Origin of the sequence: Loktanella sp. 3ANDIMAR09, assembly GCF_001420005.1 — a bacterium.
In the GTDB taxonomy this organism is placed as follows: domain Bacteria; phylum Pseudomonadota; class Alphaproteobacteria; order Rhodobacterales; family Rhodobacteraceae; genus Loktanella.
Genome location: NZ_LJAK01000005.1, coordinates 79,666 through 105,474, shown reverse-complemented (window position 1 = coordinate 105,474; position 25,809 = coordinate 79,666). Strand labels below are relative to the sequence as shown.

Genomic DNA, 25,809 nt, shown 5'->3' with positions numbered 1-25,809 from the left:
GTCAGTGGTCCTTTGTCTTGGCGGCCTTGAGGGCCTTGAGTTTGTCCATCAGCCGCTGCGCGAGGCCTGGTTTGTTGACCTGACGGGCGCGCGCGATTGCCAGCGCCTCGGCCTGCACATCCTGCGTGATGACAGAGCCCGAGCCGGTCAGCGCACGGGCACCGACGGTGACGGGGGCGACCAGCATGGTGTTCGACCCGATAAAGGCGTCGTCGCCCACGGTGGTGCGATATTTGAACACGCCGTCGTAGTTGCAGGTGATCGTGCCTGCGCCGATGTTGGCACGCGCGCCGATGGTCGCGTCGCCGATGTAGGACAGGTGATTGACCTTGGCCCCCTCTGCCAGTGTGGCGTTCTTGATTTCGGTGAAATTGCCGACCTTGGCGTTTTCGGCCAGTTCCGCACCGGGGCGCAGGCGGGCGTAGGGGCCGACGACGGCGCCACGGCTGACATGGCAGCCCTCAAGGTGGGAAAAGGCGCGGATCGTGGCACCGCTCTCGACCGTCACGCCGGGGGCAAAGACGACATAGGGTTCGATCAGGGCGTCAGCGCCGATATAGGTATCATGGGCGAAAATGACCGTGTCGGGTGCAGGGATCGTCACACCGTCCGCCAGCGCCTGCGCGCGCATCCGGGCCTGAAACGCGGTTTCGGCTGCGGCCAGTTCAGCGCGGGTGTTGATGCCCAGCGTTTCGGATTCGTCGCAGGTCACGACGGTGGCGGACAGGCCGCGCGCGCGGGCCAGCCCCACGATGTCCGTCAGGTAATATTCGCCGCTGGCGTTGTCGTTGCCCACCGCGTCGATCAGGGAAAACAGCGTGTCCGCGTCGGCGGCGATCACGCCGGAATTGCAAAGGTCGATGGCGCGCGTGGCGTCATCCGCGTCCTTGAATTCGACGATGGCCGACAGCGCGTCGCCGTCCATGACCAGCCGCCCGTAGCGACCGGGATCGGCGGCGCGAAAACCCAGCACGACAATGTCGTGGTCGGAGCGGGCGGCGACCATCGCCGCGAGCGTGTCGCCCGTGATAAAGGGCGTGTCACCATAAAGCACCACCGCGTCGCCGGTGAAACCTTCCAGCGCGGGGCGTGCCTGTGCCACGGCGTGGGCGGTGCCCAGCTGTTCGGTCTGGCGCACTACCGTGATGCGGTCGTCAAAGCCAAGGGCGGATTTTTCGACCAGATCGGCACCGTGACCGGCCACCACGACGGTGCGGTCGGGGTCCAGTGCACCACCTGCCGACAGCGCGTGCAGCAGCAAGGGGGCCGCCCCGATGGGATGCAGCACCTTTGGCAGGTCGGACTGCATGCGGGTGCCTTTGCCGGCGGCGAGGACGATCAATGCGGTTGCCATCTGGACTTTACGCTCCAATTCAAACTGGACGCGTTGTAGCTGATAGGGCAGAGCGCACAAGACAGGCGACTGTCACAAAGCTTTACGGTCGGTAATATGGCCGAAATGACAGGAGTGGCCGATGCGCTGTGTGGTTTTTGATCTGGATGGAACGCTGGCCGATACCAGCGGTGATCTGATTGCGGCGGCGAATGCCTGCTTTGCTGATCTGGGTCATCCAGCCCCCCTGAAGGCAGAGGCGGACGGGGACACGGCGGTGCGCGGTGCGCGGGCGATGTTGCGGCTGGGATTTGCGCGGATCAGGGGCGAGGGCGACCACGAGACGGATGTGGACGCGCAGTATCAGCCGCTGCTGGATCATTATGCGCGCGATATCGCCAGTCATACCTATTTCTACGACGGTGCGCTGGATGCGATTTCGCGGCTGCGTGCGGCGGGCTTTCGTGTTGCGATCTGTACCAACAAACCCGGCCATCTGACGGATCTGTTGCTGGATGCGCTGGACGCAAAGGACCATTTCGATGCGGTAGTGGCAGCTGATACCTTGGCCGTCAGCAAACCGGACCCCGCGCCGTTTTTCGAGGCGGTTGCGCGCGCGGGTGGCGATGCGGCGCGCGCCTTTCTGATCGGTGATACCCAGACCGACCGCGATACGGCACGTGCGGCGGGGGTGCCCATCGTTCTGGTGTCCTTTGGTCCCGCAGGCGCGCGGGTGCTGGACATGGCGCATGACGTGGCGCTGCACAGCTACGCCGAACTGGATGATGTGGCGGTGCAGCTGTTAGGCCGTTGACGCTGCACGGAATATCCGGAACACTCTGCCGCCATGGGGGAATGTTTCAACGTCTCGGTCGCGCAACGGTCCTGCCAAAGGTCTTGGCGGTGGGTGGCATGACGCGTTCCGAGATCGAGGCAGAGGTCCGCGCCATGCTGGCCCGGCTGCAACAGCCCGATGAGGGCTGGACGCTGGACGCCGTGCCGCGCGGTGACGGCACCCCCCATGTCGAGGGCAACGGGCCGGCCTATACGCTGGTCATTGATGCCGACGGGGCCGAAGTGTCCCGCGAGACGATGGATGGCTACGAGGTCGTGTATCAACTGCTGCGCCTGCAGACCAAGCGCATTGCGATGGCCTGCGAACAGGCGGCCCGCCAGATGACCATGCCCGGTTGGATTGCCCCGGTCGGGGCGTGGTTGCCGGGCCGGCTGATCGCGCAATTGGGGACCGACACCTATTCGCGCAGCACATGGATCGATGCGCATTGCCGCTTGATGGATCATCTGCGCGGCGACTGGGGTGCACGGGTGCGCGGTGAACACGAGGCGCTGCTGCGCCGCTATCCGCTGACCAGAAACGAGCGCGAGAATTTCAGACAGCTGGACTTGCGGCCGTATGGGGTGAGGCGGTGAGGGGCGGGTCCCAGGGGGGCAGCTTCGTCCGCTGAGCGAGACAAGGCGGCCATTGGCACTTGTTCCTCCAATGGCCGCTTTGGCGTGCGTCAGGCCGCTGCAGTCGCTTCAATCTCGAACAGCAATCCGGGAATGGCGAGACGTGTCACACCCAACAATGTCATGGGCGGGGCAACCTGATGGGGCCCGAACCGCATGCCCATCAGGTCGAAATTCTTCAGCGCCTCGTCTACATCTGTTGCGTAGACCCCGAGCTTGACCACATTGCTCAGGTCCATCCCTGCGCGTTTCAGGACGGTTTCGAGATTGTCGAGCGCCAGACTGATCTGTGCGCGCATATCGCCTGGATGCTGAGGGGCGCCGTTTTCGTCCACTGAGGTCTGCCCCGCGCAAATCACCTGCCGCGTCGCGCCGCCGATCACCTCGGCCTGATTGTAGCCCAGCTTGATCGACCAGTCCCAGGGGTTCACTGCCGTCCGTTCCATGTCGCAATCTCCTTGTTTTCACTTGCTGGAATCGGTGTAGGACGAAATAGTGCCAAATATTGTCACTATTTGTGATAGGGTCGAGATATGAACCCGAGACTCAGACATGACGCCATCGTGCGCAGCCTTCGCCGCAACGGCACATCCACTGTTGATGCACTGGCCCAAGAGGTTGGTGCCTCCCGCCGGACCGTCTTGCGCGATATCGGCGCACTGCGGGACGAAGGCTATGTGATCCATTCCGACGTCGGCCGCGGCGGTGGGCTCCAGCTTGACCCGCAGTCGATGCAGACCCGGGCCAAGTTGTCCGTGCCCGAAGTGTTCGCGCTGCTGATCAGCGTCGCGGCAATGCGAGCCGCCGGGAATTTACCCTTCTCGGAACTTGCCGACGCGGGGTTGGCCAAGATCGAAAAGGCCTTGCCGTCGGACAAGGTGAAAGACTTACGCGCGTTTTTGGAGTGCCTGCACATCGGCCAGCTGTCACCTTTGCAGGATTTGTCGGACATGGGGACAATGGACCCCGACCTGCTTGGAGCCTTTGAGACGGCGTTTCTGGGCCGGCACTTGATCAGGTTCGACTATAGAGATGCAAAAGGACGCAAGACCGAGCGGCAGGTGGAACCACAAGCCATGCTGATCCTGCCACCCCTATGGTATCTTGTCGGCTGGGACCCTGCACGCGACGACTTCCGCCATTTCCGCATGGACAGGATCAGCGACCCGGAAGCGGTTCCGAATACAAACTTTCGCCGTCGGCATGTTCCATTCGAAGATGATGTCTGTCCTTACAACGCACTGCACCCGGAGCGTTGAAGTCGTCATTCGTGGTAAGTGCAGCATCCGCAACATTGGGTTCAAACCGGCAATACGCTGCGACCCGAATGATTGGCTTCAGTTCATAGGCTGTCGCGCGACTGAGATTACCGCAATGACGCTGATGTCATATGCATGGAAAGAAGCCGGACACTTACTCGGCCACCGGCACATACAGCGGCACGGTCGAGATCGACATTTTGGCGGACCCCTGGGTCAGCTCTGTCGCGTGGGCGAGGTAGATCAGGGTGTTGTTCGCCTCGTCAAAGATGCGTTTGACGCGCAGGGATTTCAGCAGCACCGACTGGCGTTCGCGGAAAACGTTTTCGCCGTCGTCGCTGCGGTCGATGTCACCGATCACGATGGGGCCGGTCTGGCGACAGGCGATGGACGCGTTGGACGGGTCCTCGAACCAGTTGCCGTTGGACAGCCGGTCGATGATTGACCGTTCGAAATAGGCCAGGTGGCAGGTGACGCCCTGCACCTCGGGGTCGGTCAGCGCCTCAATGATGATGTCGTTGCCGACCCAGTCGACGCCGACCTTGCCGACTTCTTCTGCATGGGCGGTTGCGGGCAGGGTGAGCAGGGCGGCGGTGAGAATATGTTTCATGAGGTGCGACATATGGTGCAGGGTGAAAAGGGCAAGGCGCTTGACCGGAGTGGGGGCGCTGGATTAGGAATTGAACAAGTGTTCAATAAAGGGACAAGCCATGTTCAACGCGTCGATGACTTTTGATCTGGGCGAGGATGTGAACGCCCTGCGTGACATGGTGCACGACTGGGCGCAGACCCGTGTCAAACCGATGGCCGCCGACATTGACCGTGACAACGCCTTTCCATCCGCGCTGTGGCGCGAAATGGGTGATCTGGGCCTGTTGGGTGTCACGGTATCAGAGGAATACGGCGGGGCGGGCATGTCTTACCTCGCGCATACGGTCGCGATCGAGGAAATCGCGCGGGCCAGTGCCTCGGTCAGCCTGTCCTATGGTGCGCATTCCAACCTGTGCGTGAACCAGATCAAGCTGAACGGGACCGACGCGCAGCGGGCGAAATACCTGCCCAAGCTGGTGAGCGGCGAACACGTCGGCGCATTGGCGATGAGCGAGGCGGGGTCGGGGTCTGACGTGGTGTCGATGACGCTGAGCGCGGAAAAGCGGAACGATCATTACCGTCTGAACGGCACGAAATACTGGATCACCAACGGCCCTGACGCCGATACGCTGCTGGTTTATGCCAAGACCGACAAGGACGCAGGGTCCAAGGGCATCACGGCGTTCCTCATTGAAAAGGACATGACCGGTTTCAGCACCAGCGCGCATTTCGACAAGCTGGGGATGCGCGGATCGAACACGGCCGAGCTGGTGTTCGATGATGTGCAGGTGCCGTTCGACAACGTGGTCGGCGAAGAAGGGCGCGGCGTGGCCGTGTTGATGTCGGGGCTGGATTACGAGCGCGTTGTGCTGGCGGGGATCGGGCTGGGCATCATGGCCGCCTGTCTGGATGAAATCATGCCCTATCTCGCGCAGCGCAAGCAGTTCGGACAGCCCATCGGGTCGTTCCAGCTGATGCAGGGCAAGATCGCGGATATGTACACGGCGATGAATTCGGCCCGCGCCTATGTCTATGAGGTCGCGCGCGCCTGTGACCGTGGCACCGTCACGCGGCAGGACGCGGCGGCCTGCTGTCTTTATGCCTCTGAACAGGCGATGGTGCAGGCGCATCAGGCCGTGCAGGCGATGGGAGGGGCCGGCTTTATGGCCGATGCCCCTGTGGCCCGCCTGTTCCGCGATGCCAAGCTGATGGAGATCGGCGCCGGCACGTCCGAGATTCGCCGGATGCTGGTCGGGCGCGAATTGATGAAGGCGATGGGGTGAACAGGTTGCTGTTCCTGCCCGTGGCGGCCCTGACGCTTGCGATGGGATACGTTGGATTCCAGCTGGGCCAGCCGGTGACCGAGACGGATATCATCACACGCTATGCGGCCCGCTATGTGTCAGAGGCTCCGGCGGGGGCGGCCATGACCGATTGTCTGGCGACGCCGGGTGTGGGCGAAGTGCGCCTGACCGTGATCTGCACGCATTCGGGGGGCGACAGTTTTGTCTATCCCGCAGGACCCCGTGGCGGACTGATCCGCGATGCCAAAGGACCCGACGCATGAGATTTTTCTCCATCTGCGCTGTGGCGCTGTCGGGGGCCACGGCTGCATCCGCGCAGGATCTGGTCTATTCCGATCAGGCGACGCAGTCCTGTCTGGCCACCGTCACCGGGCTGGACCGTCTGGGGTGTGTCGGTGCCTCTGCCGGTGCCTGCATGGTCGACACGCCCGGCGGTGATACGACCGTGGGCATGGGCGGCTGCTTGGACCGGGAACGGCAATTCTGGGATGACGCCCTGAACGAGGCCTATGCCGCATTGATGGTAATCTACACCGAAAGCGATGCATTCGCCGCATCCGAGGGGATGAATCTGCCCGTCCAATCCGATGCGCTGCGCGATATGCAACGCGCTTGGATCGGCTACCGCGATGCGCGGTGCGACTTCGAACGGGCGAAATGGGGCGGCGGGACAGGCGGTGGACCGGCCACGATCCAGTGCCTGATGGGTTTGACGGCAGAACAGACCTTTGTGCTGCGCGATGGCATGGACGGGCTACAATGACACGACAGGCACACGAAGAGGCGCTGGCGCTGGTGGCGCAGGCAGCTCAGCACGCAGTGGCGGGCGGCGGGGCGCGGTCGCGCGAACGCCATGTCAGCCGGGGCAAGATGCTGCCGCGCGACCGGGTCGCCGGACTGCTGGATCCCGGTGCACCGTTTCTGGAAATCGGGGCGACAGCGGCGCACGGGATGTATGACGATGCTGCCCCCGGTGCGGGTGTGATCGCGGGCGTGGGGCGGGTGCATGGGCAGCAGGTCATGGTCGTGTGCAACGATGCCACCGTAAAGGGCGGCACCTATTTCCCGATCAGCGTGAAAAAGCATCTGCGCGCGCAGGAAATCGCGGCCGCCTGCCGTCTTCCTTGCGTCTACCTCGTGGACAGTGGCGGGGCGAACCTGCCGCAACAGGACGAGGTGTTTCCCGACCGCGACCACTTTGGCCGTATTTTCTATAATCAGGCGAATATGTCGGCGGCGGGGATACCGCAGATTGCCGTGGTGATGGGGTCCTGCACGGCGGGTGGGGCCTATGTGCCCGCGATGGCCGATGTGTCGATCATCGTGCGCGATCAGGGGACGATTTTTCTGGCTGGTCCGCCACTGGTCAAGGCCGCGACAGGCGAGGTCGTCAGCGCCGAGGATCTGGGCGGCGGCGACGTGCACACGCGCCTGTCCGGTGTGGCCGATTATCTGGCAGAGGATGACGCCCATGCGCTGGCATTGGCACGGCAGGCGGTCGCCTCCTGCGCGCTGGGTAATCACGGCACGGTTCAGAGGATCGCACCCCGTCCACCCATTGAGGACCCCGCGACGCTGTTCGACGTGGTGCCCGCTGATTTGCGCACGCCTTATGACATCCGAGAGGTCATTCGCCGCATCGTGGACGGGTCCGACTTTGATGAATTCAAGGCGCGGTTCGGGGACACGCTGGTCACGGGCTTTGCCCATATCGACGGTTGGCCCTGCGGGATTGTCGCCAACAACGGGGTGCTGTTTTCCGAGGCCGCGCAAAAGGGTGCCCATTTCGTCGAACTGTGCAGCCAGCGCAAGATCCCGCTGATTTTCCTGCAAAACATCACCGGGTTCATGGTGGGTCAGCAGTATGAAAACGAGGGGATCGCGCGCCACGGTGCCAAGATGGTCACGGCTGTCGCCACAACCCGCGTGCCAAAGATCACGCTTGTGGTGGGCGGCAGCTATGGCGCGGGCAACTATGGCATGGCGGGGCGTGCCTATTCGCCTGATTTCATGTGGACCTGGCCCACATCGCGCACCGCCGTCATGGGCGGCGAACAGGCGGCGGGTGTGCTGGCGACCGTGACACGTGACGCCAAGGAACGGCGCGGCGAGGCGTGGTCCGCAGAAGAAGAGACCGCCTTCAAACAGCCGACGATCGACCAGTTCGCGCGGCAGTCGCACCCTCTGTATGCTTCGGCCCGGCTGTGGGACGACGGTGTGATCGACCCGCGCGACAGCCGCGCCGTGCTGGCGCTTTCGCTGGCTGCCAGCTGCAATGCGCCTGTAGAGGAGACACGTTTCGGCGTGTTCAGGATGTAAGCCATGTTCACCCGTATCCTGATCGCCAACCGGGGCGAAATTGCCTGCCGGATCATGCGCACGGCGCGTGCGCTGGGTGTCGAAACGGTGGCTGTCTATTCCGACGCCGACGCGGACGCGCTGCATGTGCGCATGGCCGATAGCGCCGTGCGGCTGGGGCCTGCACCCGTGGCCGACAGCTATCTGCGCGGTGATCAGATCATCGCGGCGGCACGGGATACGGGCGCGCAGGCGATCCATCCGGGCTATGGTTTCCTGTCGGAAAACCCCGATTTCGTGGATGCGGTGGTGGATGCGGGGCTGGTATTCATCGGTCCCAGCGCCGATGCGATCCGCAAGATGGGGCTCAAGGACGCGGCCAAGACCCTGATGGCCGACGCAGGTGTGCCGGTCGTGCCGGGCTATCAGGGCGACAATCAGGACGCGGATCATCTGGCCGGGCAGGCGGCTGACATCGGCTATCCGGTGCTGATCAAGGCGGTCGCAGGCGGCGGCGGCAAGGGGATGCGACTGGTCGAAAGCCCGGGCGATTTCGCCGAGGCGCTGGCCAGCGCGCAGGCCGAGGCGCGCACGGCATTCGGCAACGCGCGGGTCTTGATCGAGAAATACATCCAGCAGCCGCGCCATATCGAGGTTCAGGTCTTTGGTGACGGCAAGGATGCGGTGCATCTGTTTGAGCGCGACTGTTCGCTGCAACGCCGCCACCAGAAGGTCATCGAGGAGGCACCCGCCCCCGACATGACCGCCCAGGTGCGCGCTGCGATGGGCGATGCGGCGGTGGCTGCAGCCCGCGCGATCGGCTACGCCGGTGCCGGCACGGTGGAATTCATCGTGGACGGGGCAGGCGGGCTGCGCCCGGATGGGTTCTGGTTCATGGAAATGAACACGCGGTTGCAGGTCGAACACCCCGTGACAGAGGCGATCACCGGGGTGGATCTGGTCGATTGGCAGTTGCGCGTGGCGGCGGGGGCGCCGCTGCCTTGTGCGCAGGAGGATCTGACCATAACCGGCCATGCCTTCGAGGCGCGATTGTACGCAGAGGATGTGCCTGCGGGTTTCCTACCCGCCACAGGCACGCTGGATCATTTGCAGTTCCCCGCTGGTGCCCGGATCGACAGCGGGGTCGCGGCAGGGTCAGAGATTTCGCCCTGGTATGATCCGATGATCGCCAAAGTGACCTGTCACGGCCCCGACCGGGCGACCGCATTGGGCCGGTTGTCGCGGGCGCTGGCCGACACGCAGGTCGCGGGTTGCATGACGAACCTGGGGTTTTTGCAGCGGCTGGCGGCGCAGCAGGATTTCGTGGCAGGGCGTGTCGATACCGGGTTGATTGGTCGGCACGATGACCTGACGGCGGCGGTTGTGCCGACGGCTGCCTATACGGCACTGGCTGCCGTTCATGCGGCGGGTCTGCATGTGGCTGTGCCACACGGCGGTTTCACGCTTTGGCAGCCCCTGCGCCATCTGGTGACCCTGCGGCTGGCCGAGGCCGATGTGCAGGTCGCGCTGACCGTTCAGCGCGACGGGATCGCGGCAGAGGTCGCGGGCGAGGCGGTGATGCTGCGGCGGGTCGCGGAGGGTTGGACCTGTGACGGTATGCGCATGCCGCAGGTCGCGGTTCACGCACGGCAGATTACCGTCTTTGGTCGTGATCCCGTGACCTTTGATCATCCCGATCCGCTGGCGCGTCAGGGTGCGGGGGCGGGCGGCGACGCCGTATTGGCACCCATGCCGGGTCTGGTGCAATCGGTCGCCGTGGCGGTCGGTGACAGTGTCCAGGAGGGCGCGCGGATGGCCGTCCTTGAGGCGATGAAGATGGAACATGTGTTGCGCGCGCCGCGTGACGGGGTCGTGGCCAGCGTGACCGCAGCCCCCGGCGATCAGGTCAAGGCCAAGGCCACTCTGATCACACTGGAACCGTCATGATCCGTCTGCATCACAGCCCCGGCACGCGGTCTGTCCGGTCCCTGTGGCTGCTGGAAGAGCTGGGCGTGGACTATGCGCTGGTGAACTACACGCTGGACAAGAGCCTGCGCGAACCGGGCTACCTGTCGCTGAATCCCGCAGGCCGTGTGCCTGCGCTGGAAATCGACGGTGTTGCCTTGTTCGAGAGCGGGGCCATCGCCGAGGTATTGTGCGAACGGTTTTCGCCCGACAGCCTTGGCCGCCCCGCGGGGCATGCGCAGCGGGCGCAATGGCTGCAATGGGTGCATTACGCCGAAACGATCAGCCAGCACTGCGCAAATCTGACCCAGCAGCACCTGATGCTGCGCGAGGATCACATGCGCAGCCCGATCATCATGCAGCTGGAATCAAAGCGCCTGGCCAAGACCATCGGCGTGCTGGAGGACGTTCTGGCGCAGGATGATTACATGCTGGGCACGTTTTCCGCCGCCGATATCGGTGTGGCACAGGCCGTGGGCATGGGGCAGAAATTCGTGCGACTAGATCCTTTTCCCCGTGTGGCAGGCTGGATCGACCGATTGTCGCAGCGGCCTGCCTGGGCCGTGGCGATGAAGGACGCCGATCTGTTTTATCCGCAGGATTTCTACGCCCCTTGGCCACTGCCGAACAACTAGGCCGTGTTGCGGTCTGCATGGAATTTGCGCGGCGGGTGCAGTTGACCCTGTCCCGGCAGCCGACTAAACCCTTGCCAACCAACCGGGCCAGTGGCCCGCAAGCCAAAGGGGCGTTCCGCAATGGAATTTCTGCTGTCCGAATATTTGCCGATCATGATCTTTCTGGGTCTTGCCATTGCATTGGGTCTGATCCTGATGCTGGCCGCTGCCGTTGTTGCCGTGCGCAACCCGGACCCCGAAAAGGTGTCGGCCTACGAATGCGGGTTCAATGCCTTTGACGACGCACGGATGAAATTCGACGTGCGGTTCTACCTTGTGTCGATCCTGTTCATCATCTTCGACCTCGAGGTGGCGTTCCTGTTTCCCTGGGCGGTGGCGTTTCAGGATATCTCGATGACGGCGTTCTGGTCGATGATGGTGTTCCTTGCGGTGCTGACCGCCGGTTTCGCCTACGAATGGAAAAAGGGCGCGCTGGACTGGGAGTGATCCCGGCCCAAGTGACCGGTGCAGGACAGGGTGTCGCCTTGACCTCTGACAGCGCTGGTCATAGGTCCAAGGATGACGGGCGAGGGTGCCCAGCACGATCTTACTGGCAGGAGTGAGCGACCATGGGTATCGCGACAGGTGTTAACGATGCGGGTTTCGACCGCGAGGTCGGCACACAGGCCCTGAACAAGGAATTGACCGACAAGGGGTTCCTCGTGACCTCGACGGCGGACATGATCAACTGGGCGCGCACCGGATCGCTGCACTGGATGACATTCGGTCTGGCCTGCTGCGCGGTCGAGATGATGCACACCTCGATGCCGCGCTACGATCTGGAACGGTTCGGTACAGCGCCGCGCGCATCCCCAAGACAGTCCGACCTGATGATCGTGGCCGGCACTTTGACCAACAAGATGGCCCCCGCGCTGCGCAAGGTCTATGACCAGATGCCCGAACCCCGCTATGTGATCTCGATGGGGTCCTGTGCGAATGGCGGCGGCTATTATCACTACAGCTATTCCGTGGTGCGCGGATGCGACCGCATCGTGCCGGTCGATATCTATGTGCCGGGCTGCCCGCCGACGGCAGAGGCGCTGCTGTATGGTATCCTGCAATTGCAGCGCAAGATCCGCCGCACCGGAACAATCGTTCGCTGATGCTGCGTGCGGCCATCCTGTCCGCGACCACCGTGTCGCTGATGCCGGTGGCAGTGCAGGCCAGTGCCGCGCATGACGCCCGGCGGGCCTGTCTGGCCGCACAGGTGCCGTTGCAGAACGCGGCGCTGGTGCAGACCGAAGCAGGAACGCATCGTATCGCGGTCACTGTCAGGAACGATCTGGACTGGCCCATCAACGGCATCCGCATCGGCTGGGGTTTCAGTGTCGCAGGCGAAACCGTCCTGAGCGACGCCATCGGATCGTATATCCCCGATGCGATTGCACCCGGCGAAAGCCGCGATTTCAGTTTCTACGCCCCCGCGCCGCCGGTGTCGCCTGACCGCGGGACATTGACCGCTGTCACGATCGACGTGGCGGACGCGCAGGGCAATCAATACGTCAACGACGTCCGTGTCATGGGCGGCGGCTGGACAAACCTCACATCCGCGATGGAGTGCAACCTATCATGAGCCAGACACCTGCAAGCGCGCAGACCCAAGCCCTGAGCGAACTGGGCCAGCACCTGGAACTGAAACGCAATGATTGCGTGTTGTCCTGGGACGTGGCCTTTGGTGAACTGACGATCAAGGTCGCGGTGGCAAACATCGTGGGCTTTGTCGAGTTTCTGAAAAACGATCCGGCGTGCAAGTTTTCGACACTTGTCGATATCACGGCCGTGGATCATCCCCAGCGGCCCAAGCGGTTCGAGGTCGTCTATCATTTGCTGTCGATGTATCAGAACCAGCGGATCCGGCTGAAGGTCGACATCCGCGAAGAGGACATGGTGCCGTCGATCATTTCCGTGCATCCCAGTGCCAACTGGTTCGAACGCGAAGTGTTCGACATGTTCGGCATCCTGTTTTCGGGTCATCCCGATCTGCGGCGCCTGCTGACCGATTACGGTTTCCGCGGCCATCCGCTGCGCAAGGATTTCCCGACCACCGGTTACACCGAGGTACGTTACGACGAAAAGCAAAAGCGCGTCGTCTACGAACCCGTGAGCCTCGTGCAGGAATACCGCCAGTTTGATTTCATGTCCCCCTGGGAGGGGGCGGAATACATCATCCCGGGCGATGAAAAGGCCAAGGAGGCCGCAAAATGATGGACGGTGATATTCGTGTAAACACCTACGACGACGGGTCCACGGACGCGCGCACGGGTGAACAGCAGATCCGCAACTTCAACATCAACTTTGGTCCGCAGCACCCTGCGGCCCACGGCGTGTTGCGTCTGGTGCTGGAACTGGACGGCGAGATCGTCGAACGCTGCGACCCGCATATCGGCTTGCTGCACCGTGGCACCGAAAAGCTGATGGAAAGCCGCACCTACCTGCAGAACCTGCCGTATTTCGACCGGCTGGATTACGTCAGTCCGATGAACCAGGAACACGCGTGGTGTCTGGCGATCGAACGGCTGACCAAGACCGAGGTGCCGCGCCGGGCGCAGTTGATCCGCGTGCTGTATTCCGAAATCGGCCGTATCCTGTCGCATCTTCTGAACGTGACCACACAGGCGATGGACGTCGGCGCGCTGACCCCGCCGCTGTGGGGATTCGAGGAACGCGAAAAACTGATGGTGTTCTATGAACGCGCCTGCGGTGCGCGTCTGCACGCCAATTACTTCCGCCCCGGCGGTGTGCATCAGGACCTGCCCGACCAGTTGATCGAGGATATCGACACATGGTGTCAGGATTTCCCGCGCGTGCTGGACGATATCGACGGGCTGCTGACGGAAAACCGGATTTTCAAGCAGCGTAACGCCGACATTGGCATCGTCACCGAACAGGAAATTCAGGAATGGGGTTTCTCGGGCGTGATGGCGCGCGGATCTGGCCTTGCGTGGGATTTGCGGCGTGCGCAGCCCTATGAATGCTACGACGAATTCGAATTCCAGATCCCGGTGGGCAAGAATGGCGATTGCTATGACCGCTACCTCTGCCGGATGGAAGAGATGCGCCAGTCGATCCACATCATGCGTCAGGCCTGCGAAAAGCTGCGCGTGGAAAAGGGCGACGTGATGGCACGTGGTAAAATGACCCCGCCAACACGTAGTCAGATGAAAACCGACATGGAAAGCCTGATCCACCACTTCAAGCTCTATACCGAAGGGTTCCACGTCCCCGCAGGCGAAGTCTATGCCGCGGTCGAGGCCCCCAAGGGCGAATTCGGCGTGTATCTGGTGGCCGATGGCACCAACAAACCCTACCGCGCCAAACTGCGCGCGCCGGGTTACCTGCACCTGCAAGCGATGGATCACGTCGCCAAGGGGCACCAACTGGCCGACGTCGCCGCGATTATCGGCACGATGGACGTCGTTTTCGGGGAGATTGACAGATGAACAAATTAGTTAGCCTTGCTGCCCTGATGGTTATGACAGCCTGCGGTGCGACCGTGGCCGGTGTCGATACGCGGTATTCCGATGTGTCGTTCTCGCAGGTGGGCAGTGGCGGATTTCCTGAACTTGCGCGCGATCTGGGCACGCTCAGCGCGCCGGGCTGCGTCATGGACCGGGCCACATGGTCCGATGCATTTGTCGAACGCAACATCACCACCTCGCGCCGGGTCAGCAATGCGCTGAGCGCGATGACCAACAACGGTCAGGCAACCTATGATCAGGGTGCCGGCGTCCTGACCATCGCACCGGAGTTTTGTGCATCATGATGAACCGCATCATCATTGTCGGCGCATTGGCCGCCGTCGCCGCCTGTTCGCCGGGCATCCCGCGTTTGGGCAACAACATGCCGGCTGATCCGATGGACCGCGTGGCCCCGCCGCCCACGATCGAGCAGCCCGCGTTGCTGACCGCAAAGGAACGTCTGGTGCAGGGGATCGAGGCCAATGGCTGCGAGCTGACCACCGCCAACGCGGGTGCCGTTCTGAATGACGCCACGATCAGCCAGGCAGAGCTGGGATCGCTTATCCCGCAACTCGAAAGCGAGGGCCGGGTCGAGGTCTCTGGTGACAGTTCCATTCGTGTGGTAAGCGACCGCTGCATTTGATCCGACCTCTGACGATCTGCCTGAAAAAGACCTGAAAGACCCTGACCATGCTGCGACGCCTGTATCACGACCAGCCTGAAACCTTTGCCTTTACCGATGCCAACAAGGCTTGGGCCGAAGGTCAGATCACCAAGTTCCCCGAAGGGCGGCAGGCGAGCGCGGTGATTCCGCTGCTGTGGCGCGCGCAGGAACAAGAAGGCTGGCTGACACGCCCGGCCATCGAATACGTGGCCAAATTTCTGGGCATGGAATATATCCGCGTCCTCGAGGTGGCGACGTTCTACTTTATGTTCCAGCTGCAACCCGTTGGTTCTGTGGCGCATATTCAGGTTTGCGGCACGCTGTCGTGCATGATCTGCAACGCCGAGGACCTGATCAGTGTCTGCAAGGACAAGATCGCCCCCAAGCCGCATCAGCTGTCCGCTGACGGCAAGTTTTCGTGGGAAGAGGTCGAATGCCTGGGGTCCTGCGCCAACGCGCCGATGGCCCAGATCGGCAAGGATTACTACGAGGATCTGACCGCCGAAAAGCTGTCTGACCTGATCGACCGCATGGCCGCGGGCGAGGTGCCGGTGCCCGGCCCGCAGAACGGGCGTTTCGCGTCCGAACCGCTGTCCGGCCTGACCAGCCTCAAGGATCACGACAGCGGCAAGGCTCAGTACAACGCGAGCGCCCAACTGGCCGTTGATATTGGTGACACACTGAAACGCATCGACGGCACCGAAGTGCCGCTGCTGACACCCTGGAACACCGCCAAGGCCGCAGACAAGAACACCAAGGCCGCCGCACGTGATGACCTGATGTCACCCGAGGGGCCCGATGGCAAGCAGGGTGGCCGCGTCAGCGGTGATGCGCCAGCGCCGCGCAATGTGGGTGCTGCCTCTGACGGCACAGCCGAGGCTCCGGGCGAGGCGCCAGCGGATGCAACCGCGGCCAAACCGGCCGAAGGCAGCGTCGCCCCCAAGGCAAAGACCGATACCAAGGCTGCGTCCAAGCGTGCGTCGACCACCGATTCAAAAGGTGCCTCTGCAACCTTGAAAGGTGCGGCTGGCAAGGATGGGTCGGACACGCCCGCACCCGGACCGCGCAAGGCCGGTGCTGGCGCTGTGACGGGGGCTGCCGCGAACTCTGCTGATACAACGGATGCAAAGGGTCTTCCCGGTGCTGCAACGGCCAAACCGGCGACAGCCGCTGATAACCCGCTGGAAGGCGTGGCCGAGGAAAAACCCGTGACCCTGGACGCGCCGCGCGATGGCGGTCCTGATGATCTGAAACGGATCAAGGGCGTCGGACCCAAGATCGAAGGCATTCTGCACGAATTGGGTTTTTACCATTTCGACCAGATTGCGGCCTGGACCACTGCCGAAATGGCTTGGGTCGATACGCGGCTCAAGTTCAAGGGCCGCATCCTGCGCGACGACTGGGTCGGTCAAGCCAAGGTCCTTGGGGCCGCGTAAACCCTGCGGTTCGCAAAAATTCTATGTCTCACGTAAAAGTTGCTTTAAGACGGCCCTAGGGCCGTCTTTTGCGCTGCGCGTTGACGGCATTTGAAAATACCGGACCCTGTGGGTCCGTGTGACTTGCAGGGGGAATTGCAAATGAAAACAACTGCACCAAAGGAGCTGGGCATCCTGGTCGTGGCCGGGGTGTTCGGCCTGATCGCAGGTGGCGTTGCGCTGGCCGTTTTTGGCACCGGATTCATCGCGGCATTGTTCATCGCGGGACTGGTGGCTGTCATCGTGGCCGTGGTGCTGTGGTTGGGCTGGCGTGAACCTGCGGGTCGCAACACGCAGCCGGGTTACACAGCCAAGGGCGAACCGATTGGCGCAGATGCGGCAGCGCGTGCAGCAGGTGCCGCAGCGCATGGCGTCGGCCATGCGCCTGCGACCACTGCGGCCTCTGCCACGGTCGCGGCTGGTGCAACGGATGCGTCCGGATCGCAGGGGTCTGCCGCAACTGCGCAAACCGCCGGCACATCCGGAACTGCAGAGACCAAGGCCGTCAGTGCAACACCGGCCAACGAAAGCGCCGCTGCATCGGCCCCGAAGGCCGGCACATCGGCCGCAGGCGACCCGAATGCGCGGACAGTGCATGCGGGGGCAGGGGCCGCAGGTGGCATTGCAAGCGAAGTGTCCGGCGACACCGGCGCATCGGTCGTCGAGGCCAAGCCCGCCGCCGCTGCACCCGTCAAGGCAAAGCCCGGCAAGCCCGGCACCGCGTCGGTCGAGGCCGCGCCGTCTGATGCCGACAAGCCCAAGCTGCTGGATCAGGCGCGTGAAGGTGGCCCCGACAATCTGAAGGAAATCAAGGGCGTCGGGCCCAAGATGGAAACCATGCTGCACGGTATGGGCATCTATCACTTTGACCAGGTTGCGTCCTGGACGGACAAGGAACTGGCTTGGGTCGACAGCAACCTCGAAGGGTTCAAGGGCCGTGCGAGCCGTGACAACTGGGTGTCTCAGGCAAAAATTCTGGCCGCCGGGGGCGAGACCGAATTTTCCAAGAAGGTCGACAAGGGCGGCGTCTACTAAATCATGTCGAATCACACAGACGATACAACGCGACAGGGGCGGATCGCCGCCCTTGTCATCGCTGGCGCGGGTTTGCTGGCGATCCTCGCACCGTGGTTGGTGGCCGTGACGGGGCTGGCACCGCGATTTGAAATCCTGTTCTACCTCATCTCGCTGGCTGCGTTCATTTGGTCACTGGTTGTCACCGTCAGAATCTGGCAAAAGACGCGGTAACGGGCGCAACACGCCAACCAGAACTTGAGGACCCGCACCATGTTGCAAGATCAGGACCGCATCTTCACGAACCTTTACGGGATGCACGACCGCTCTTTGAAGGGCGCGATGGCGCGTGGCCATTGGGATGGCACCAAGAACATCATCGCCAAGGGCAAGGACTGGATCGTTGACGAGATGAAGGCATCCGGCCTGCGTGGTCGTGGCGGTGCGGGTTTCCCGACGGGCCTGAAATGGTCCTTCATGCCCAAGGAATCGGACGGGCGTCCCAGCTATCTGGTCGTGAACGCAGACGAATCCGAGCCGGGCACCTGCAAGGACCGTGAAATCATGCGTCACGATCCGCATACGCTGATCGAAGGCTGCCTGATCGCCAGTTTCGCCATGCAGGCGCATGCCTGCTACATCTACATCCGCGGCGAATACATCCGTGAAAAAGAGGCGCTTCAAAACGCCATCGACGAGGCATATGACGCGGGTCTGGTCGGACCGAACGCCTGCGGGTCCGGCTGGGATTTCGACATCTATCTGGCCCACGGGGCGGGTGCCTACATCTGCGGCGAGGAAACCGCGCTGCTGGAATCGCTCGAAGGCAAAAAGGGCATGCCCCGGATGAAGCCGCCGTTCCCGGCGGGTGCGGGACTGTATGGTTGCCCGACCACGGTGAACAACGTCGAATCGATTGCCGTGGTGCCGACGATCCTGCGCCGTGGCGGTGCATGGTTCGCAGGCATGGGCCGCCCGAACAACGCGGGCACCAAGCTGTTTGCGATTTCCGGTCACGTCAACAACCCCTGCGTCGTCGAAGAAGAGATGTCGATTCCGTTCCAGGAACTGATCGACAAGCACTGCGGCGGTATCCGGGGCGGGTGGAAAAACCTCAAGGCGGTGATCCCCGGTGGATCCTCTGTGCCGTGTCTGACGGCCGAACAGATGGACGGCGCGATCATGGATTTCGACTGGCTGCGCGAACAGCGGTCCGGTCTGGGCACGGCAGCGGTCATCGTGATGGACCAGAGTACCGACATGATCAAAGCGATCTGGCGACTGTCCAAATTCTACAAGCACGAAAGCTGCGGCCAGTGCACGCCCTGCCGCGAAGGCACGGGCTGGATGATGCGCGTCATGGAACGTCTGGTCAAAGGCGAGGCGGCGGTCGAGGAAATCGACATGCTGCTGGACGTGACCAAGCAGGTCGAAGGTCACACGATCTGTGCGCTTGGTGACGCAGCGGCCTGGCCGATCCAGGGTCTGATCCGCAACTTCCGCGGCGAGATCGAGGACCGGATCAAGCACAAGCGCCCCATCGCGGCGGAATAAGGTCCATCAGACACACATCTAACGCTAGAAAACACCGCTGCGGCGGTGTTTTTGTTTGTGGATGTTGCGTCGATGTTTCGCGACCGCCTAACCTGACCCTACGTCGCCGTAAGGGGTTGTGATGGATTTTTTTGATTTCAGCAATTTTGCAGTTGAGGGCACGCCACGTCTGCGCCGGATAACGGCGGCGATCGGTGTCATCCCGGGTGCGGGGATGGGGTACCTTTTTGCGGACGTGCAGAACGGGTCCGGTGTTTTGTATAGCCTTGCAGGGGCTGTATTGGGTGCGGGGCTGGGCTGGCTCTTTGCTGCATTTGTCGTTTTGGCGGTCGTTGCACTTGCTGCCGTATGCGCTGTCCTGGCTTATGTGTGGATCACGGCGGGGCCATGATGCATCTTGCCGAACTCAACATCGGTCGCCTGATTGCGCCGACGGATGATCCGCGTGTGGCTGAATTCATGGACAACCTCGACCGGATCAACGGGCTGGGCAAACGGATGCCCGGTTTCGTCTGGATGATGGAAGGGTCGGGCGAGCCGGGCACAGGCAACACGGAGGCCAAGATCGACGGCGATCCGCAGTTCGTGGCGAACCTGACGGTCTGGGCCGATTTCCCCAGCCTGCGCACTTACGTCTTTGATACCTTGCACGCCCGGTTCATGAAGCGGCGCGCGGAATGGTTCGAACGGATGACCGACCAACATTTCGTGATGTGGCCTGTGCCCGTCGGTCATAAACCCACGCTGTCAGAGGCGCTTGCGCGGCTCGAGGACCTCAAACGGGACGGTGATACGCCTGCGGCCTTTGGCTGGGGCTGGGCGCGGGCCAATCTGGGCGGGACATCGCCTGACGCTGCCCCTGATATTGCATAGCCGCTGCGGCGGACCGATATCCAGTTCAACAAAACAAAGGATTATCGAGATGCGCAACCTGATGATTGCCGCGATTGCCGCGACCGGCCTGACCGGTCCTGCGACCGCACAGGGGTTGGCCGACGAGGCAGAAATCACCAATGGCCTGCTGGTCGTGGGCATGGCCTATGAAATCAGCCGCCAGTGCGACGACATCGACGCGCGGACCTTTCAGGGAATCCGCACGCTGCTGAACCTCAAATCGCGTGCCCGCGATCTGGGCTATTCCAGTGACGAGGTGGACGCCTATATCGACGACGACGCGCAAAAGGACCGGTTGGAAGCGATTGCGCGTCGCCAGCTTGTGCAGCTGGGGGCCGTGACGGGCGATCCTGACAGTTATTGCACTGTGGGGCGCGACCAGATTGCCAAGGGCAGCGGGGTCGGCAGGCTGCTGCGCTAGGTCGCGGTATCGCCTGCGAAAAAGTCGTCCGCGCGTCTGGCATCAGCCTGTCAGGCGCGTTAGAACCCCGGATAACGCACTTTGGTGCACCAGCTGTCCGGAGCCTTTCATGTCCGACCTCAAGAAAATCAACATCGACGGTCAAGAGATCGAAGTCGATGGTGCCATGACCCTCATTCAGGCCTGCGAACTGGCGGGGGTCGAAATTCCCCGGTTCTGCTACCACGAGCGTCTGTCGATCGCGGGGAACTGCCGGATGTGTCTGGTCGAGGTCGTGGGCGGCCCGCCCAAACCGACAGCGTCCTGTGCGATGCAGGTGCGCGATCTGCGCCCCGGCAAGGACGGGGAACCGCCTGTCGTAAAAACCAACAGCCCCATGGTGAAAAAGGCCCGCGAGGGCGTCATGGAATTCCTGCTGATCAACCACCCGCTGGATTGCCCGATCTGCGATCAGGGCGGCGAGTGTGATTTGCAGGATCAGGCGATGGCTTACGGCGTCGATTTCAGCCGTTTCCGCGAACCCAAGCGCGCGACCGAAGATCTGGATCTGGGACCGCTGGTCGAGACCCACATGACGCGCTGCATTTCCTGCACCCGTTGCGTGCGCTTCACGACCGAGGTCGCGGGCATTCACCAGATGGGCCAGACGGGCCGCGGCGAGGATGCGGAAATCACCTCTTATCTGGGTGAGACCCTGAATTCCAACATGCAGGGCAACATCATCGACCTGTGCCCGGTCGGCGCGCTGGTCAGCAAGCCCTACAGCTTTACCGCGCGTCCGTGGGAGCTGACGAAAACCGAATCCATCGACGTGATGGATGCGATGGGGTCCAGCATCCGCGTCGATACCAAGGGGCGTGAAGTCATGCGCATCCTGCCGCGCAACCATGACGACGTGAACGAGGAATGGATCAACGACAAGACGCGCTTTGTCTTTGACGGCCTGCGCCGCCAGCGCCTGGACACGCCCTACATCCGCGAGAACGGCAAGCTGCGCAAAGCCGAGTGGCCCGAGGCGCTGGCCGCCGGAGCGGCCGCCATGCGCGGCAAGAAGGTCGCCGGTCTGATCGGTGATCTTGCTTCTGTCGAAGGTGCCTACGCGCTCAAGCAGCTGGTCGAAGGTCTGGGCGGCTCTGTCGAATCCCGTGTTGATGGAGCTGCTCTGCCGGCGGGCAATCGCGGGGCCTATGTCGGCACGGCGACCATCGCGGACATTGATACGGCCGACAATATCTTCTTGATCGGCACCAATCCCCGCACCGAGGCTGCTGGCCTGAACAGCCGCATTCGCCGCGCCTGGTCGCGCGGTGCAACCGTTGGTCGGATCGGCACACCGGTTGATCTGACATACGACGTCGTCGAGCTGGGCACTGATCGTGCCGCGCTGGAAAAGATCGCGGCGATGGATCACAGCGACAAGACCGACAAGGCCGGTGTCATGATCATCGGGCAGGGCGCCTTGACGGGTGACGATGGTGCTGCGGTTCTGGCGCTGGCGCTGAAAACGGCGCAGGCCGCCAATTCCAAGGTTATGATCCTGCATACGGCCGCCGGTCGCGTTGGCGCAATGGATGTGGGGGCCGTGACCGAAGGCGGTTTGTCCGCTGCATTGGACGGCGCTGAAGTCATCTATAACCTTGGCGCGGACGAGGTCGAAATACCGGCTGGTGCCTTTGTCATCTATCAGGGCAGCCATGGTGACCGTGGGGCGCATCGCGCCGACGTGATCCTGCCCGCCGCCGCCTATACCGAAGAAAACGGTTTGTTCGTGAACACCGAAGGCCGCCCGCAGCTGGCGATGCGCGCTGCATTCCCTCCGGGGCAGGCCAAGGAAAACTGGGCGATCCTGCGGGCATTGTCCGCTGAACTGGACGCCACGCTGCCATTCGATTCGCTGGCCCAGCTGCGCCGGGCACTGGTCGACGCGCATCCGCATCTGGGTCGCATCGACGAAGTGGCCGAAAATGCGATGGTGCTGCCGGATGCTGGAACATTGGGACAGGGTGATTTCACCTACGCCGTGCAGGATTTCTACCTGACGAACCCGATTGCGCGGGCCTCTGGCCTGATGGCGGAACTGTCGGCCAACGCCAAGATGCGTCTTACGGACAAGATCGCGGCGGAGTAAGACCGATGCGCCGTGCCGCCGTGATGATCCTGGGGCTGGCCGCATGCGCGCCAATGGCCCCGAATGCTGTGCGCCCGGACTATCTGGGCGTGCAGACTGATCTGCTGGATGGCGATCTGGTGAATTTCCGTGTCGCGCTGCGCGGCACCGACGATCCTGCACTGGTCGAAAATTATGCAGAATGCGCCGCGGCACAGTATGCGCTGATCCGGGGGCAGGCTTTCACCCGATTGGTGCGGGTGAATACGTCCAAAGAGGGTGGCACTTGGCGGTCAGATGCTGTTTACACCATCTCGCCGGACCTGCCGCGCGGCCGCGCGTCGATTGACGCCGTGGTCAAGGTTGCAGATTGCGGCGCATCGGGTATTCCGACCGTCTGACGCTTGAGGAAACGGATATGATCAACTTCTTCACCACGACCAACACGGGCCAGGTCCTGTTGATCCTTGGCCAGTGTTTGCTGGTGCTGATTCCCTTGCTGCTGGCATTGGCGATGCTGATGTATGCCGACCGCAAGGTCTGGGCCGCCGTGCAGATGCGCCGCGGTCCCAACGTGGTCGGCCCCTGGGGTGTGCTGCAATCCTTTGCGGATTTCCTGAAATACATCGTCAAGGAAATCGTGGTGCCCGCTGGCGCGGACAAGCCTGTCTATTTCATCGCGCCGATGATCACATTCGTCATGCCCGTCATCGCCTGGTCGGTCATTCCGTTCAACGATGGTTGGGTGTTGTCCGACATCAACGTGGCGATCCTGTTCGTCTTCGCGGTCTCCTCTCTCGAGGTGTATGGCGTCATCATGGGGGGCTGGGCGTCCAACTCCAAATATCCGTTCCTGGGATCGCTGCGGTCGGCGGCACAGATGATTTCCTACGAGGTGTCGCTGGGCCTGATCATCATCGGCATCATCATCTCGACAGGGTCGATGAACTTTGGCGCCATCGTCGAGGCGCAGCGCGGGGCGGGTATCTTTAGCTGGTACTGGGTCGCGCATTTCCCGATGATGTTCCTGTTCTTTATCTCGGCGCTGGCTGAAACCAACCGCCCGCCGTTCGATCTGCCAGAGGCGGAATCGGAGCTGGTTGCAGGGTATCAGGTCGAATATTCGTCCACACCGTTCCTGCTGTTCATGATCGGTGAATTGATGGCCGTCGTGCTGATGTGTGCGCTGGTGTCGCTGCTGTTCCTGGGCGGCTGGCTGTCACCGATCCCCGGCCTGCCGGACGGCGTGCTGTGGATGGTTTTGAAAATGGTGCTGTGCTTCTTCATGTTCGCCATGGTGAAGGCCATCACCCCCCGCTACCGCTATGACCAGCTGATGCGGATTGGTTGGAAGGTGTTCCTGCCGATGTCGCTGGCCTGGGTCGTGATCGTGGCGTTCCTTGCGAAATTTGAAGTGTTTGGGGGCATGTGGGCCCGCTACACGATCGGAGGCTGATATGGACTATACCCGCGCCGCCAAATATTTTCTGCTGCAGGACTTCTGGAAGGGGTTCGGTCTGGGGATGAAGTACTTCTTTGCCCCCAAGGCGACCGTGAACTACCCCCATGAAAAGGGTCCGTTGTCACCGCGTTTCCGGGGCGAACACGCGCTGCGTCGCTATCCCAACGGCGAAGAACGCTGCATTGCGTGCAAATTGTGCGAGGCCGTCTGCCCTGCACAGGCCATCACGATTGACGCGGCACCGCGCACCGATGACGGCAGCCGCCGCACGACGCGCTATGACATCGACATGACGAAATGCATCTACTGCGGCCTGTGCCAAGAAGCCTGCCCGGTGGACGCCATCGTCGAGGGGCCGAATTTCGAATTCAGCACCGAGACCCGTGAAGAGCTGTACTACGACAAGGAAAAACTGCTGGCGAACGGTGACCGTTGGGAATCCGAAATCGCACGCAACCTTGAAATGGATGCGCCCTACCGATGAGCGACGAAAACCCCTTTGCCAAGATGATGCAGCAGGGTCAGGACTGGGCGCGCCAGTTCAACCCTGACATGTCGTCGTTTGTGCCCAAGGGGTTTGCGGATCTGTTTCCGACCATGTCTGCCGACATGATGGAGACTTTCTTTGGTAAGGGGTTGAACCCGGACGGGCTAGACGCCAAGACGCGGCTGCTGCTCACGCTTACGGGCTTGACCATCACCGGTGCCGCAGCCGAGGACCAGATCCGCATCACGGTGCGCCATCTGATCGCGGCCGGTGCCACACGCCAAGAAATCGCCGAGGCGATTGCGCAGGCGGGACTGTTCGGCGGTGTGCCGGCAATGACAACGGCGATGACCCTCGCCACCGAGGAACTGAGCAAGGACGACGACGCATGACGGTCATGGCCTTTACGTTTTATATGTTCGCGATCACCACGTTGCTGGGTGGTCTGATGACCGTGTTGTCACGCAACCCGGTCCATTCGGTCTTGTGGCTGATCCTGGCGTTTTTGTCGTCGGCTGGTCTGTTCGTTGTACTGGGTGCCGAATTCGTCGCGATGCTGCTGATCATCGTCTACGTCGGCGCGGTCGCGGTGCTGTTCCTGTTCGTCGTGATGATGCTGGACGTGGATTTCGCCGCACTCAAGGCCGAGATGTCGAAATACCTGCCGATCGGTCTGCTGATCGGCATCGTGATCCTGATGCAGCTGGCCGTTGCCTTTGGCGTTTGGGAATTCTCGAACGAGGTTGAAACCCGGTTGGCGGCCCCCGCCGATATCGGTGAAAACACGGCCCTGATCGGCCTGCTGCTGTATGACCGTTACATTCTGCTGTTCCAGCTAGCGGGCCTGATCCTGCTGGTCGCAATGGTGGGGGCCATCGTGCTGACACTGCGCCACCGCGTTGACATCAAGCGTCAGAACGTCGTGGCCCAGATGCACCGCGATCCGGCCAAGGCGATGGAACTGAAGGACGTGAAACCGGGGCAGGGCCTGTAAGGCGCGCCACCACTAGACCACCGGGGCCCGTCCCCGACCCAAAGACTTAGCGGGGCGCCACCCCGGAGGGACGTATATGATCGGACTTGAACATTATTTGACGGTCGCCGCGGCGCTGTTCGTGATCGGGATCTTTGGCCTGTTCCTGAACCGCAAGAACGTGATCATCCTGCTGATGAGCATCGAACTGATGCTGCTGGCGGTGAACATCAACTTTGTCGCGTTTTCCAGTTTCCTCAACGACATGGTCGGGCAGGTTTTCACCCTGTTCGTGCTGACCGTCGCCGCCGCCGAGGCCGCGATCGGCCTTGCGATCCTTGTCTGCTTCTTCCGCAACCGCGGGACCATCGACGTTGAAGACGTCAACGTGATGAAGGGCTGAACA

33 protein-coding genes are annotated in these 25,809 nt (G+C 62.2%); 30 read left to right on the top strand and 3 right to left on the bottom strand.

Going from position 1 to position 25,809, the window contains the following annotated elements:
• Position 1: 1 nt before the first annotated feature.
• Positions 2-1,354 (bottom strand): bifunctional UDP-N-acetylglucosamine diphosphorylase/glucosamine-1-phosphate N-acetyltransferase GlmU, encoded by a 1,353-nt coding sequence (glmU, locus tag AN189_RS09470; protein WP_056034624.1) that lies wholly within the window; start codon positions 1,352-1,354, stop codon positions 2-4.
• A gap of 121 nt (positions 1,355-1,475) precedes the next feature.
• On the opposite strand from glmU, the gene AN189_RS09465 reads away from it, so the two are divergent.
• Both AN189_RS09465 and AN189_RS09460 read left to right on the top strand, forming a co-directional pair.
• Positions 1,476-2,147 carry an HAD-IA family hydrolase gene (locus AN189_RS09465; RefSeq protein ID WP_056034621.1) on the top strand — a complete coding sequence of 224 codons (672 nt, stop codon included), beginning with the start codon at positions 1,476-1,478 and terminating at the stop codon, positions 2,145-2,147.
• Between the two features lie 41 nt (positions 2,148-2,188).
• Positions 2,189-2,764 (top strand): hypothetical protein, encoded by a 576-nt coding sequence (locus AN189_RS09460; protein WP_056034618.1) that lies wholly within the window; start codon positions 2,189-2,191, stop codon positions 2,762-2,764.
• A gap of 89 nt (positions 2,765-2,853) precedes the next feature.
• On the opposite strand, the gene AN189_RS09455 is transcribed toward AN189_RS09460, so the two are convergent.
• Positions 2,854-3,249 carry a RidA family protein gene (locus AN189_RS09455; protein ID WP_056034614.1) on the bottom strand — a complete coding sequence of 132 codons (396 nt, stop codon included), beginning with the start codon at positions 3,247-3,249 and terminating at the stop codon, positions 2,854-2,856.
• 87 nt (positions 3,250-3,336) lie between these two features.
• Here AN189_RS09455 and AN189_RS09450 point away from each other — a divergent pair, with 87 nt between their 5' ends.
• Entirely contained in the window at positions 3,337-4,062 is a 726-nt protein-coding gene (locus AN189_RS09450; protein WP_056034611.1) for a YafY family protein, read from the top strand.
• Positions 4,063-4,216: 154 nt separating this feature from the next.
• On the opposite strand, the gene AN189_RS09445 is transcribed toward AN189_RS09450, so the two are convergent.
• Positions 4,217-4,672, bottom strand: coding sequence for a CreA family protein (locus AN189_RS09445; RefSeq protein WP_056034604.1), 456 nt, complete (start codon positions 4,670-4,672; stop codon positions 4,217-4,219).
• A 100-nt stretch (positions 4,673-4,772) separates the two neighbouring features.
• Between AN189_RS09445 and AN189_RS09440 the strand changes: the two genes are divergently transcribed.
• The 27 genes from AN189_RS09440 (at position 4,773) to nuoK (ending at position 25,806) form a co-directional block, all read left to right on the top strand.
• Positions 4,773-5,936 (top strand): isovaleryl-CoA dehydrogenase, encoded by a 1,164-nt coding sequence (locus tag AN189_RS09440; protein WP_056034600.1) that lies wholly within the window; start codon positions 4,773-4,775, stop codon positions 5,934-5,936.
• Positions 5,933-6,220, top strand: coding sequence for a hypothetical protein (locus tag AN189_RS09435; RefSeq protein WP_056034598.1), 288 nt, complete (start codon positions 5,933-5,935; stop codon positions 6,218-6,220). Before AN189_RS09440 ends, AN189_RS09435 begins: the two co-directional genes overlap by 4 nt.
• On the top strand, positions 6,217-6,720 hold the full coding sequence (locus AN189_RS09430) for a lysozyme inhibitor LprI family protein (RefSeq protein ID WP_056034595.1): 504 nt from the start codon (positions 6,217-6,219) through the stop codon (positions 6,718-6,720). Before AN189_RS09435 ends, AN189_RS09430 begins: the two co-directional genes overlap by 4 nt.
• Entirely contained in the window at positions 6,717-8,276 is a 1,560-nt protein-coding gene (locus AN189_RS09425; protein ID WP_056034592.1) for a carboxyl transferase domain-containing protein, read from the top strand. The genes AN189_RS09430 and AN189_RS09425 overlap by 4 nt, the downstream gene beginning before the upstream one ends.
• A 3-nt stretch (positions 8,277-8,279) precedes the next feature.
• Positions 8,280-10,202, top strand: coding sequence for a biotin carboxylase N-terminal domain-containing protein (locus tag AN189_RS09420; protein ID WP_056034588.1), 1,923 nt, complete (start codon positions 8,280-8,282; stop codon positions 10,200-10,202).
• A complete protein-coding gene (locus AN189_RS09415) occupies positions 10,199-10,855 on the top strand; it encodes a glutathione S-transferase family protein (protein ID WP_056034585.1) in 657 nt (218 codons plus the stop codon). The genes AN189_RS09420 and AN189_RS09415 overlap by 4 nt, the downstream gene beginning before the upstream one ends.
• A 120-nt stretch (positions 10,856-10,975) precedes the next feature.
• Complete coding sequence (locus AN189_RS09410) at positions 10,976-11,341, top strand: NADH-quinone oxidoreductase subunit A (protein WP_056034582.1); 366 nt, start codon at positions 10,976-10,978, stop codon at positions 11,339-11,341.
• Positions 11,342-11,463: 122 nt separating this feature from the next.
• Positions 11,464-11,997: an NADH-quinone oxidoreductase subunit B family protein gene (locus AN189_RS09405; protein ID WP_056034579.1), complete on the top strand. Its 534-nt coding sequence runs from the start codon at positions 11,464-11,466 to the stop codon at positions 11,995-11,997.
• Positions 11,997-12,467, top strand: a complete 471-nt coding sequence (locus tag AN189_RS09400; RefSeq protein ID WP_056034576.1) for a hypothetical protein — start codon at positions 11,997-11,999, stop codon at positions 12,465-12,467. Before AN189_RS09405 ends, AN189_RS09400 begins: the two co-directional genes overlap by 1 nt.
• Positions 12,464-13,099, top strand: coding sequence for an NADH-quinone oxidoreductase subunit C (locus AN189_RS09395; protein ID WP_056034574.1), 636 nt, complete (start codon positions 12,464-12,466; stop codon positions 13,097-13,099). Before AN189_RS09400 ends, AN189_RS09395 begins: the two co-directional genes overlap by 4 nt.
• Positions 13,096-14,334: an NADH-quinone oxidoreductase subunit D gene (locus AN189_RS09390; protein ID WP_056034569.1), complete on the top strand. Its 1,239-nt coding sequence runs from the start codon at positions 13,096-13,098 to the stop codon at positions 14,332-14,334. Before AN189_RS09395 ends, AN189_RS09390 begins: the two co-directional genes overlap by 4 nt.
• Positions 14,331-14,657, top strand: coding sequence for a hypothetical protein (locus AN189_RS09385; protein WP_157057437.1), 327 nt, complete (start codon positions 14,331-14,333; stop codon positions 14,655-14,657). The genes AN189_RS09390 and AN189_RS09385 overlap by 4 nt, the downstream gene beginning before the upstream one ends.
• Positions 14,654-14,995, top strand: coding sequence for a hypothetical protein (locus AN189_RS09380; RefSeq protein ID WP_056034562.1), 342 nt, complete (start codon positions 14,654-14,656; stop codon positions 14,993-14,995). The genes AN189_RS09385 and AN189_RS09380 overlap by 4 nt, the downstream gene beginning before the upstream one ends.
• A 47-nt stretch (positions 14,996-15,042) precedes the next feature.
• Positions 15,043-16,452 (top strand): NADH-quinone oxidoreductase subunit NuoE, encoded by a 1,410-nt coding sequence (nuoE, locus tag AN189_RS09375; protein WP_056034560.1) that lies wholly within the window; start codon positions 15,043-15,045, stop codon positions 16,450-16,452.
• A gap of 141 nt (positions 16,453-16,593) precedes the next feature.
• Positions 16,594-17,526, top strand: a complete 933-nt coding sequence (locus AN189_RS19590) for an endonuclease (protein WP_253279590.1) — start codon at positions 16,594-16,596, stop codon at positions 17,524-17,526.
• A gap of 3 nt (positions 17,527-17,529) precedes the next feature.
• Positions 17,530-17,739: a DUF5337 domain-containing protein gene (locus AN189_RS09365; RefSeq protein ID WP_056034556.1), complete on the top strand. Its 210-nt coding sequence runs from the start codon at positions 17,530-17,532 to the stop codon at positions 17,737-17,739.
• 39 nt (positions 17,740-17,778) lie between these two features.
• The gene (nuoF, locus tag AN189_RS09360) at positions 17,779-19,059 is read left to right on the top strand and encodes an NADH-quinone oxidoreductase subunit NuoF (protein ID WP_056034554.1); all 1,281 of its coding nucleotides are present in this window, start codon (positions 17,779-17,781) and stop codon (positions 19,057-19,059) included.
• Positions 19,060-19,180: 121 nt separating this feature from the next.
• Positions 19,181-19,450 (top strand): hypothetical protein, encoded by a 270-nt coding sequence (locus tag AN189_RS09355; protein ID WP_056034552.1) that lies wholly within the window; start codon positions 19,181-19,183, stop codon positions 19,448-19,450.
• A complete protein-coding gene (locus tag AN189_RS09350) occupies positions 19,450-19,932 on the top strand; it encodes a DUF3291 domain-containing protein (RefSeq protein ID WP_056035027.1) in 483 nt (160 codons plus the stop codon). Before AN189_RS09355 ends, AN189_RS09350 begins: the two co-directional genes overlap by 1 nt.
• A gap of 49 nt (positions 19,933-19,981) precedes the next feature.
• Positions 19,982-20,374 (top strand): DUF5333 domain-containing protein, encoded by a 393-nt coding sequence (locus tag AN189_RS09345; RefSeq protein ID WP_056034549.1) that lies wholly within the window; start codon positions 19,982-19,984, stop codon positions 20,372-20,374.
• A gap of 109 nt (positions 20,375-20,483) precedes the next feature.
• The gene (gene nuoG, locus AN189_RS09340; RefSeq protein WP_056034546.1) at positions 20,484-22,502 is read left to right on the top strand and encodes an NADH-quinone oxidoreductase subunit NuoG; all 2,019 of its coding nucleotides are present in this window, start codon (positions 20,484-20,486) and stop codon (positions 22,500-22,502) included.
• Positions 22,503-22,507: 5 nt separating this feature from the next.
• Entirely contained in the window at positions 22,508-22,882 is a 375-nt protein-coding gene (locus AN189_RS09335) for a hypothetical protein (RefSeq protein ID WP_056034544.1), read from the top strand.
• Positions 22,883-22,899: 17 nt separating this feature from the next.
• Positions 22,900-23,937, top strand: coding sequence for an NADH-quinone oxidoreductase subunit NuoH (gene nuoH, locus AN189_RS09330; RefSeq protein WP_056035024.1), 1,038 nt, complete (start codon positions 22,900-22,902; stop codon positions 23,935-23,937).
• 1 nt (position 23,938) lies between these two features.
• On the top strand, positions 23,939-24,427 hold the full coding sequence (gene nuoI / locus AN189_RS09325; protein ID WP_056034539.1) for an NADH-quinone oxidoreductase subunit NuoI: 489 nt from the start codon (positions 23,939-23,941) through the stop codon (positions 24,425-24,427).
• Entirely contained in the window at positions 24,424-24,822 is a 399-nt protein-coding gene (locus AN189_RS09320) for a carboxymuconolactone decarboxylase family protein (protein WP_056034537.1), read from the top strand. The genes nuoI and AN189_RS09320 overlap by 4 nt, the downstream gene beginning before the upstream one ends.
• Positions 24,819-25,424, top strand: a complete 606-nt coding sequence (locus tag AN189_RS09315; protein WP_056034534.1) for an NADH-quinone oxidoreductase subunit J — start codon at positions 24,819-24,821, stop codon at positions 25,422-25,424. Before AN189_RS09320 ends, AN189_RS09315 begins: the two co-directional genes overlap by 4 nt.
• Before the next feature lie 76 nt (positions 25,425-25,500).
• Positions 25,501-25,806, top strand: coding sequence for an NADH-quinone oxidoreductase subunit NuoK (gene nuoK / locus AN189_RS09310; protein WP_056034531.1), 306 nt, complete (start codon positions 25,501-25,503; stop codon positions 25,804-25,806).
• The last annotated feature ends 3 nt before the right edge of the window (positions 25,807-25,809 follow it).

Bases quoted from the DNA above. Each gene is read 5' to 3' on its own strand.
- nuoG (WP_056034546.1), top strand. From the start codon at position 20,484: ATGTCCGACCTCAAGAAAATCAACATCGACGGTCAAGAGATCGAAGTC.
- AN189_RS09320 (WP_056034537.1), top strand. From the start codon at position 24,424: ATGAGCGACGAAAACCCCTTTGCCAAGATGATGCAGCAGGGTCAGGAC.
- AN189_RS09345 (WP_056034549.1), top strand. From the start codon at position 19,982: ATGCGCAACCTGATGATTGCCGCGATTGCCGCGACCGGCCTGACCGGT.
- AN189_RS09350 (WP_056035027.1), top strand. From the start codon at position 19,450: ATGCATCTTGCCGAACTCAACATCGGTCGCCTGATTGCGCCGACGGAT.
- AN189_RS19590 (WP_253279590.1), top strand. From the start codon at position 16,594: ATGAAAACAACTGCACCAAAGGAGCTGGGCATCCTGGTCGTGGCCGGG.
- AN189_RS09390 (WP_056034569.1), top strand. From the start codon at position 13,096: ATGATGGACGGTGATATTCGTGTAAACACCTACGACGACGGGTCCACG.
- AN189_RS09455 (WP_056034614.1), bottom strand. From the start codon at position 3,249: ATGGAACGGACGGCAGTGAACCCCTGGGACTGGTCGATCAAGCTGGGC.
- AN189_RS09465 (WP_056034621.1), top strand. From the start codon at position 1,476: ATGCGCTGTGTGGTTTTTGATCTGGATGGAACGCTGGCCGATACCAGC.
- AN189_RS09445 (WP_056034604.1), bottom strand. From the start codon at position 4,672: ATGAAACATATTCTCACCGCCGCCCTGCTCACCCTGCCCGCAACCGCC.
- nuoH (WP_056035024.1), top strand. From the start codon at position 22,900: ATGATCAACTTCTTCACCACGACCAACACGGGCCAGGTCCTGTTGATC.
- AN189_RS09430 (WP_056034595.1), top strand. From the start codon at position 6,217: ATGAGATTTTTCTCCATCTGCGCTGTGGCGCTGTCGGGGGCCACGGCT.
- AN189_RS09410 (WP_056034582.1), top strand. From the start codon at position 10,976: ATGGAATTTCTGCTGTCCGAATATTTGCCGATCATGATCTTTCTGGGT.
- AN189_RS09385 (WP_157057437.1), top strand. From the start codon at position 14,331: ATGAACAAATTAGTTAGCCTTGCTGCCCTGATGGTTATGACAGCCTGC.
- nuoI (WP_056034539.1), top strand. From the start codon at position 23,939: ATGGACTATACCCGCGCCGCCAAATATTTTCTGCTGCAGGACTTCTGG.
- glmU (WP_056034624.1), bottom strand. From the start codon at position 1,354: ATGGCAACCGCATTGATCGTCCTCGCCGCCGGCAAAGGCACCCGCATG.
- AN189_RS09365 (WP_056034556.1), top strand. From the start codon at position 17,530: ATGTCGAATCACACAGACGATACAACGCGACAGGGGCGGATCGCCGCC.
- AN189_RS09315 (WP_056034534.1), top strand. From the start codon at position 24,819: ATGACGGTCATGGCCTTTACGTTTTATATGTTCGCGATCACCACGTTG.
- AN189_RS09440 (WP_056034600.1), top strand. From the start codon at position 4,773: ATGTTCAACGCGTCGATGACTTTTGATCTGGGCGAGGATGTGAACGCC.
- AN189_RS09450 (WP_056034611.1), top strand. From the start codon at position 3,337: ATGAACCCGAGACTCAGACATGACGCCATCGTGCGCAGCCTTCGCCGC.
- AN189_RS09335 (WP_056034544.1), top strand. From the start codon at position 22,508: ATGCGCCGTGCCGCCGTGATGATCCTGGGGCTGGCCGCATGCGCGCCA.
- AN189_RS09405 (WP_056034579.1), top strand. From the start codon at position 11,464: ATGGGTATCGCGACAGGTGTTAACGATGCGGGTTTCGACCGCGAGGTC.
- nuoE (WP_056034560.1), top strand. From the start codon at position 15,043: ATGCTGCGACGCCTGTATCACGACCAGCCTGAAACCTTTGCCTTTACC.
- AN189_RS09415 (WP_056034585.1), top strand. From the start codon at position 10,199: ATGATCCGTCTGCATCACAGCCCCGGCACGCGGTCTGTCCGGTCCCTG.
- AN189_RS09425 (WP_056034592.1), top strand. From the start codon at position 6,717: ATGACACGACAGGCACACGAAGAGGCGCTGGCGCTGGTGGCGCAGGCA.
- nuoF (WP_056034554.1), top strand. From the start codon at position 17,779: ATGTTGCAAGATCAGGACCGCATCTTCACGAACCTTTACGGGATGCAC.
- AN189_RS09355 (WP_056034552.1), top strand. From the start codon at position 19,181: ATGGATTTTTTTGATTTCAGCAATTTTGCAGTTGAGGGCACGCCACGT.
- AN189_RS09400 (WP_056034576.1), top strand. From the start codon at position 11,997: ATGCTGCGTGCGGCCATCCTGTCCGCGACCACCGTGTCGCTGATGCCG.
- AN189_RS09460 (WP_056034618.1), top strand. From the start codon at position 2,189: ATGTTTCAACGTCTCGGTCGCGCAACGGTCCTGCCAAAGGTCTTGGCG.
- nuoK (WP_056034531.1), top strand. From the start codon at position 25,501: ATGATCGGACTTGAACATTATTTGACGGTCGCCGCGGCGCTGTTCGTG.
- AN189_RS09395 (WP_056034574.1), top strand. From the start codon at position 12,464: ATGAGCCAGACACCTGCAAGCGCGCAGACCCAAGCCCTGAGCGAACTG.
- AN189_RS09420 (WP_056034588.1), top strand. From the start codon at position 8,280: ATGTTCACCCGTATCCTGATCGCCAACCGGGGCGAAATTGCCTGCCGG.
- AN189_RS09380 (WP_056034562.1), top strand. From the start codon at position 14,654: ATGATGAACCGCATCATCATTGTCGGCGCATTGGCCGCCGTCGCCGCC.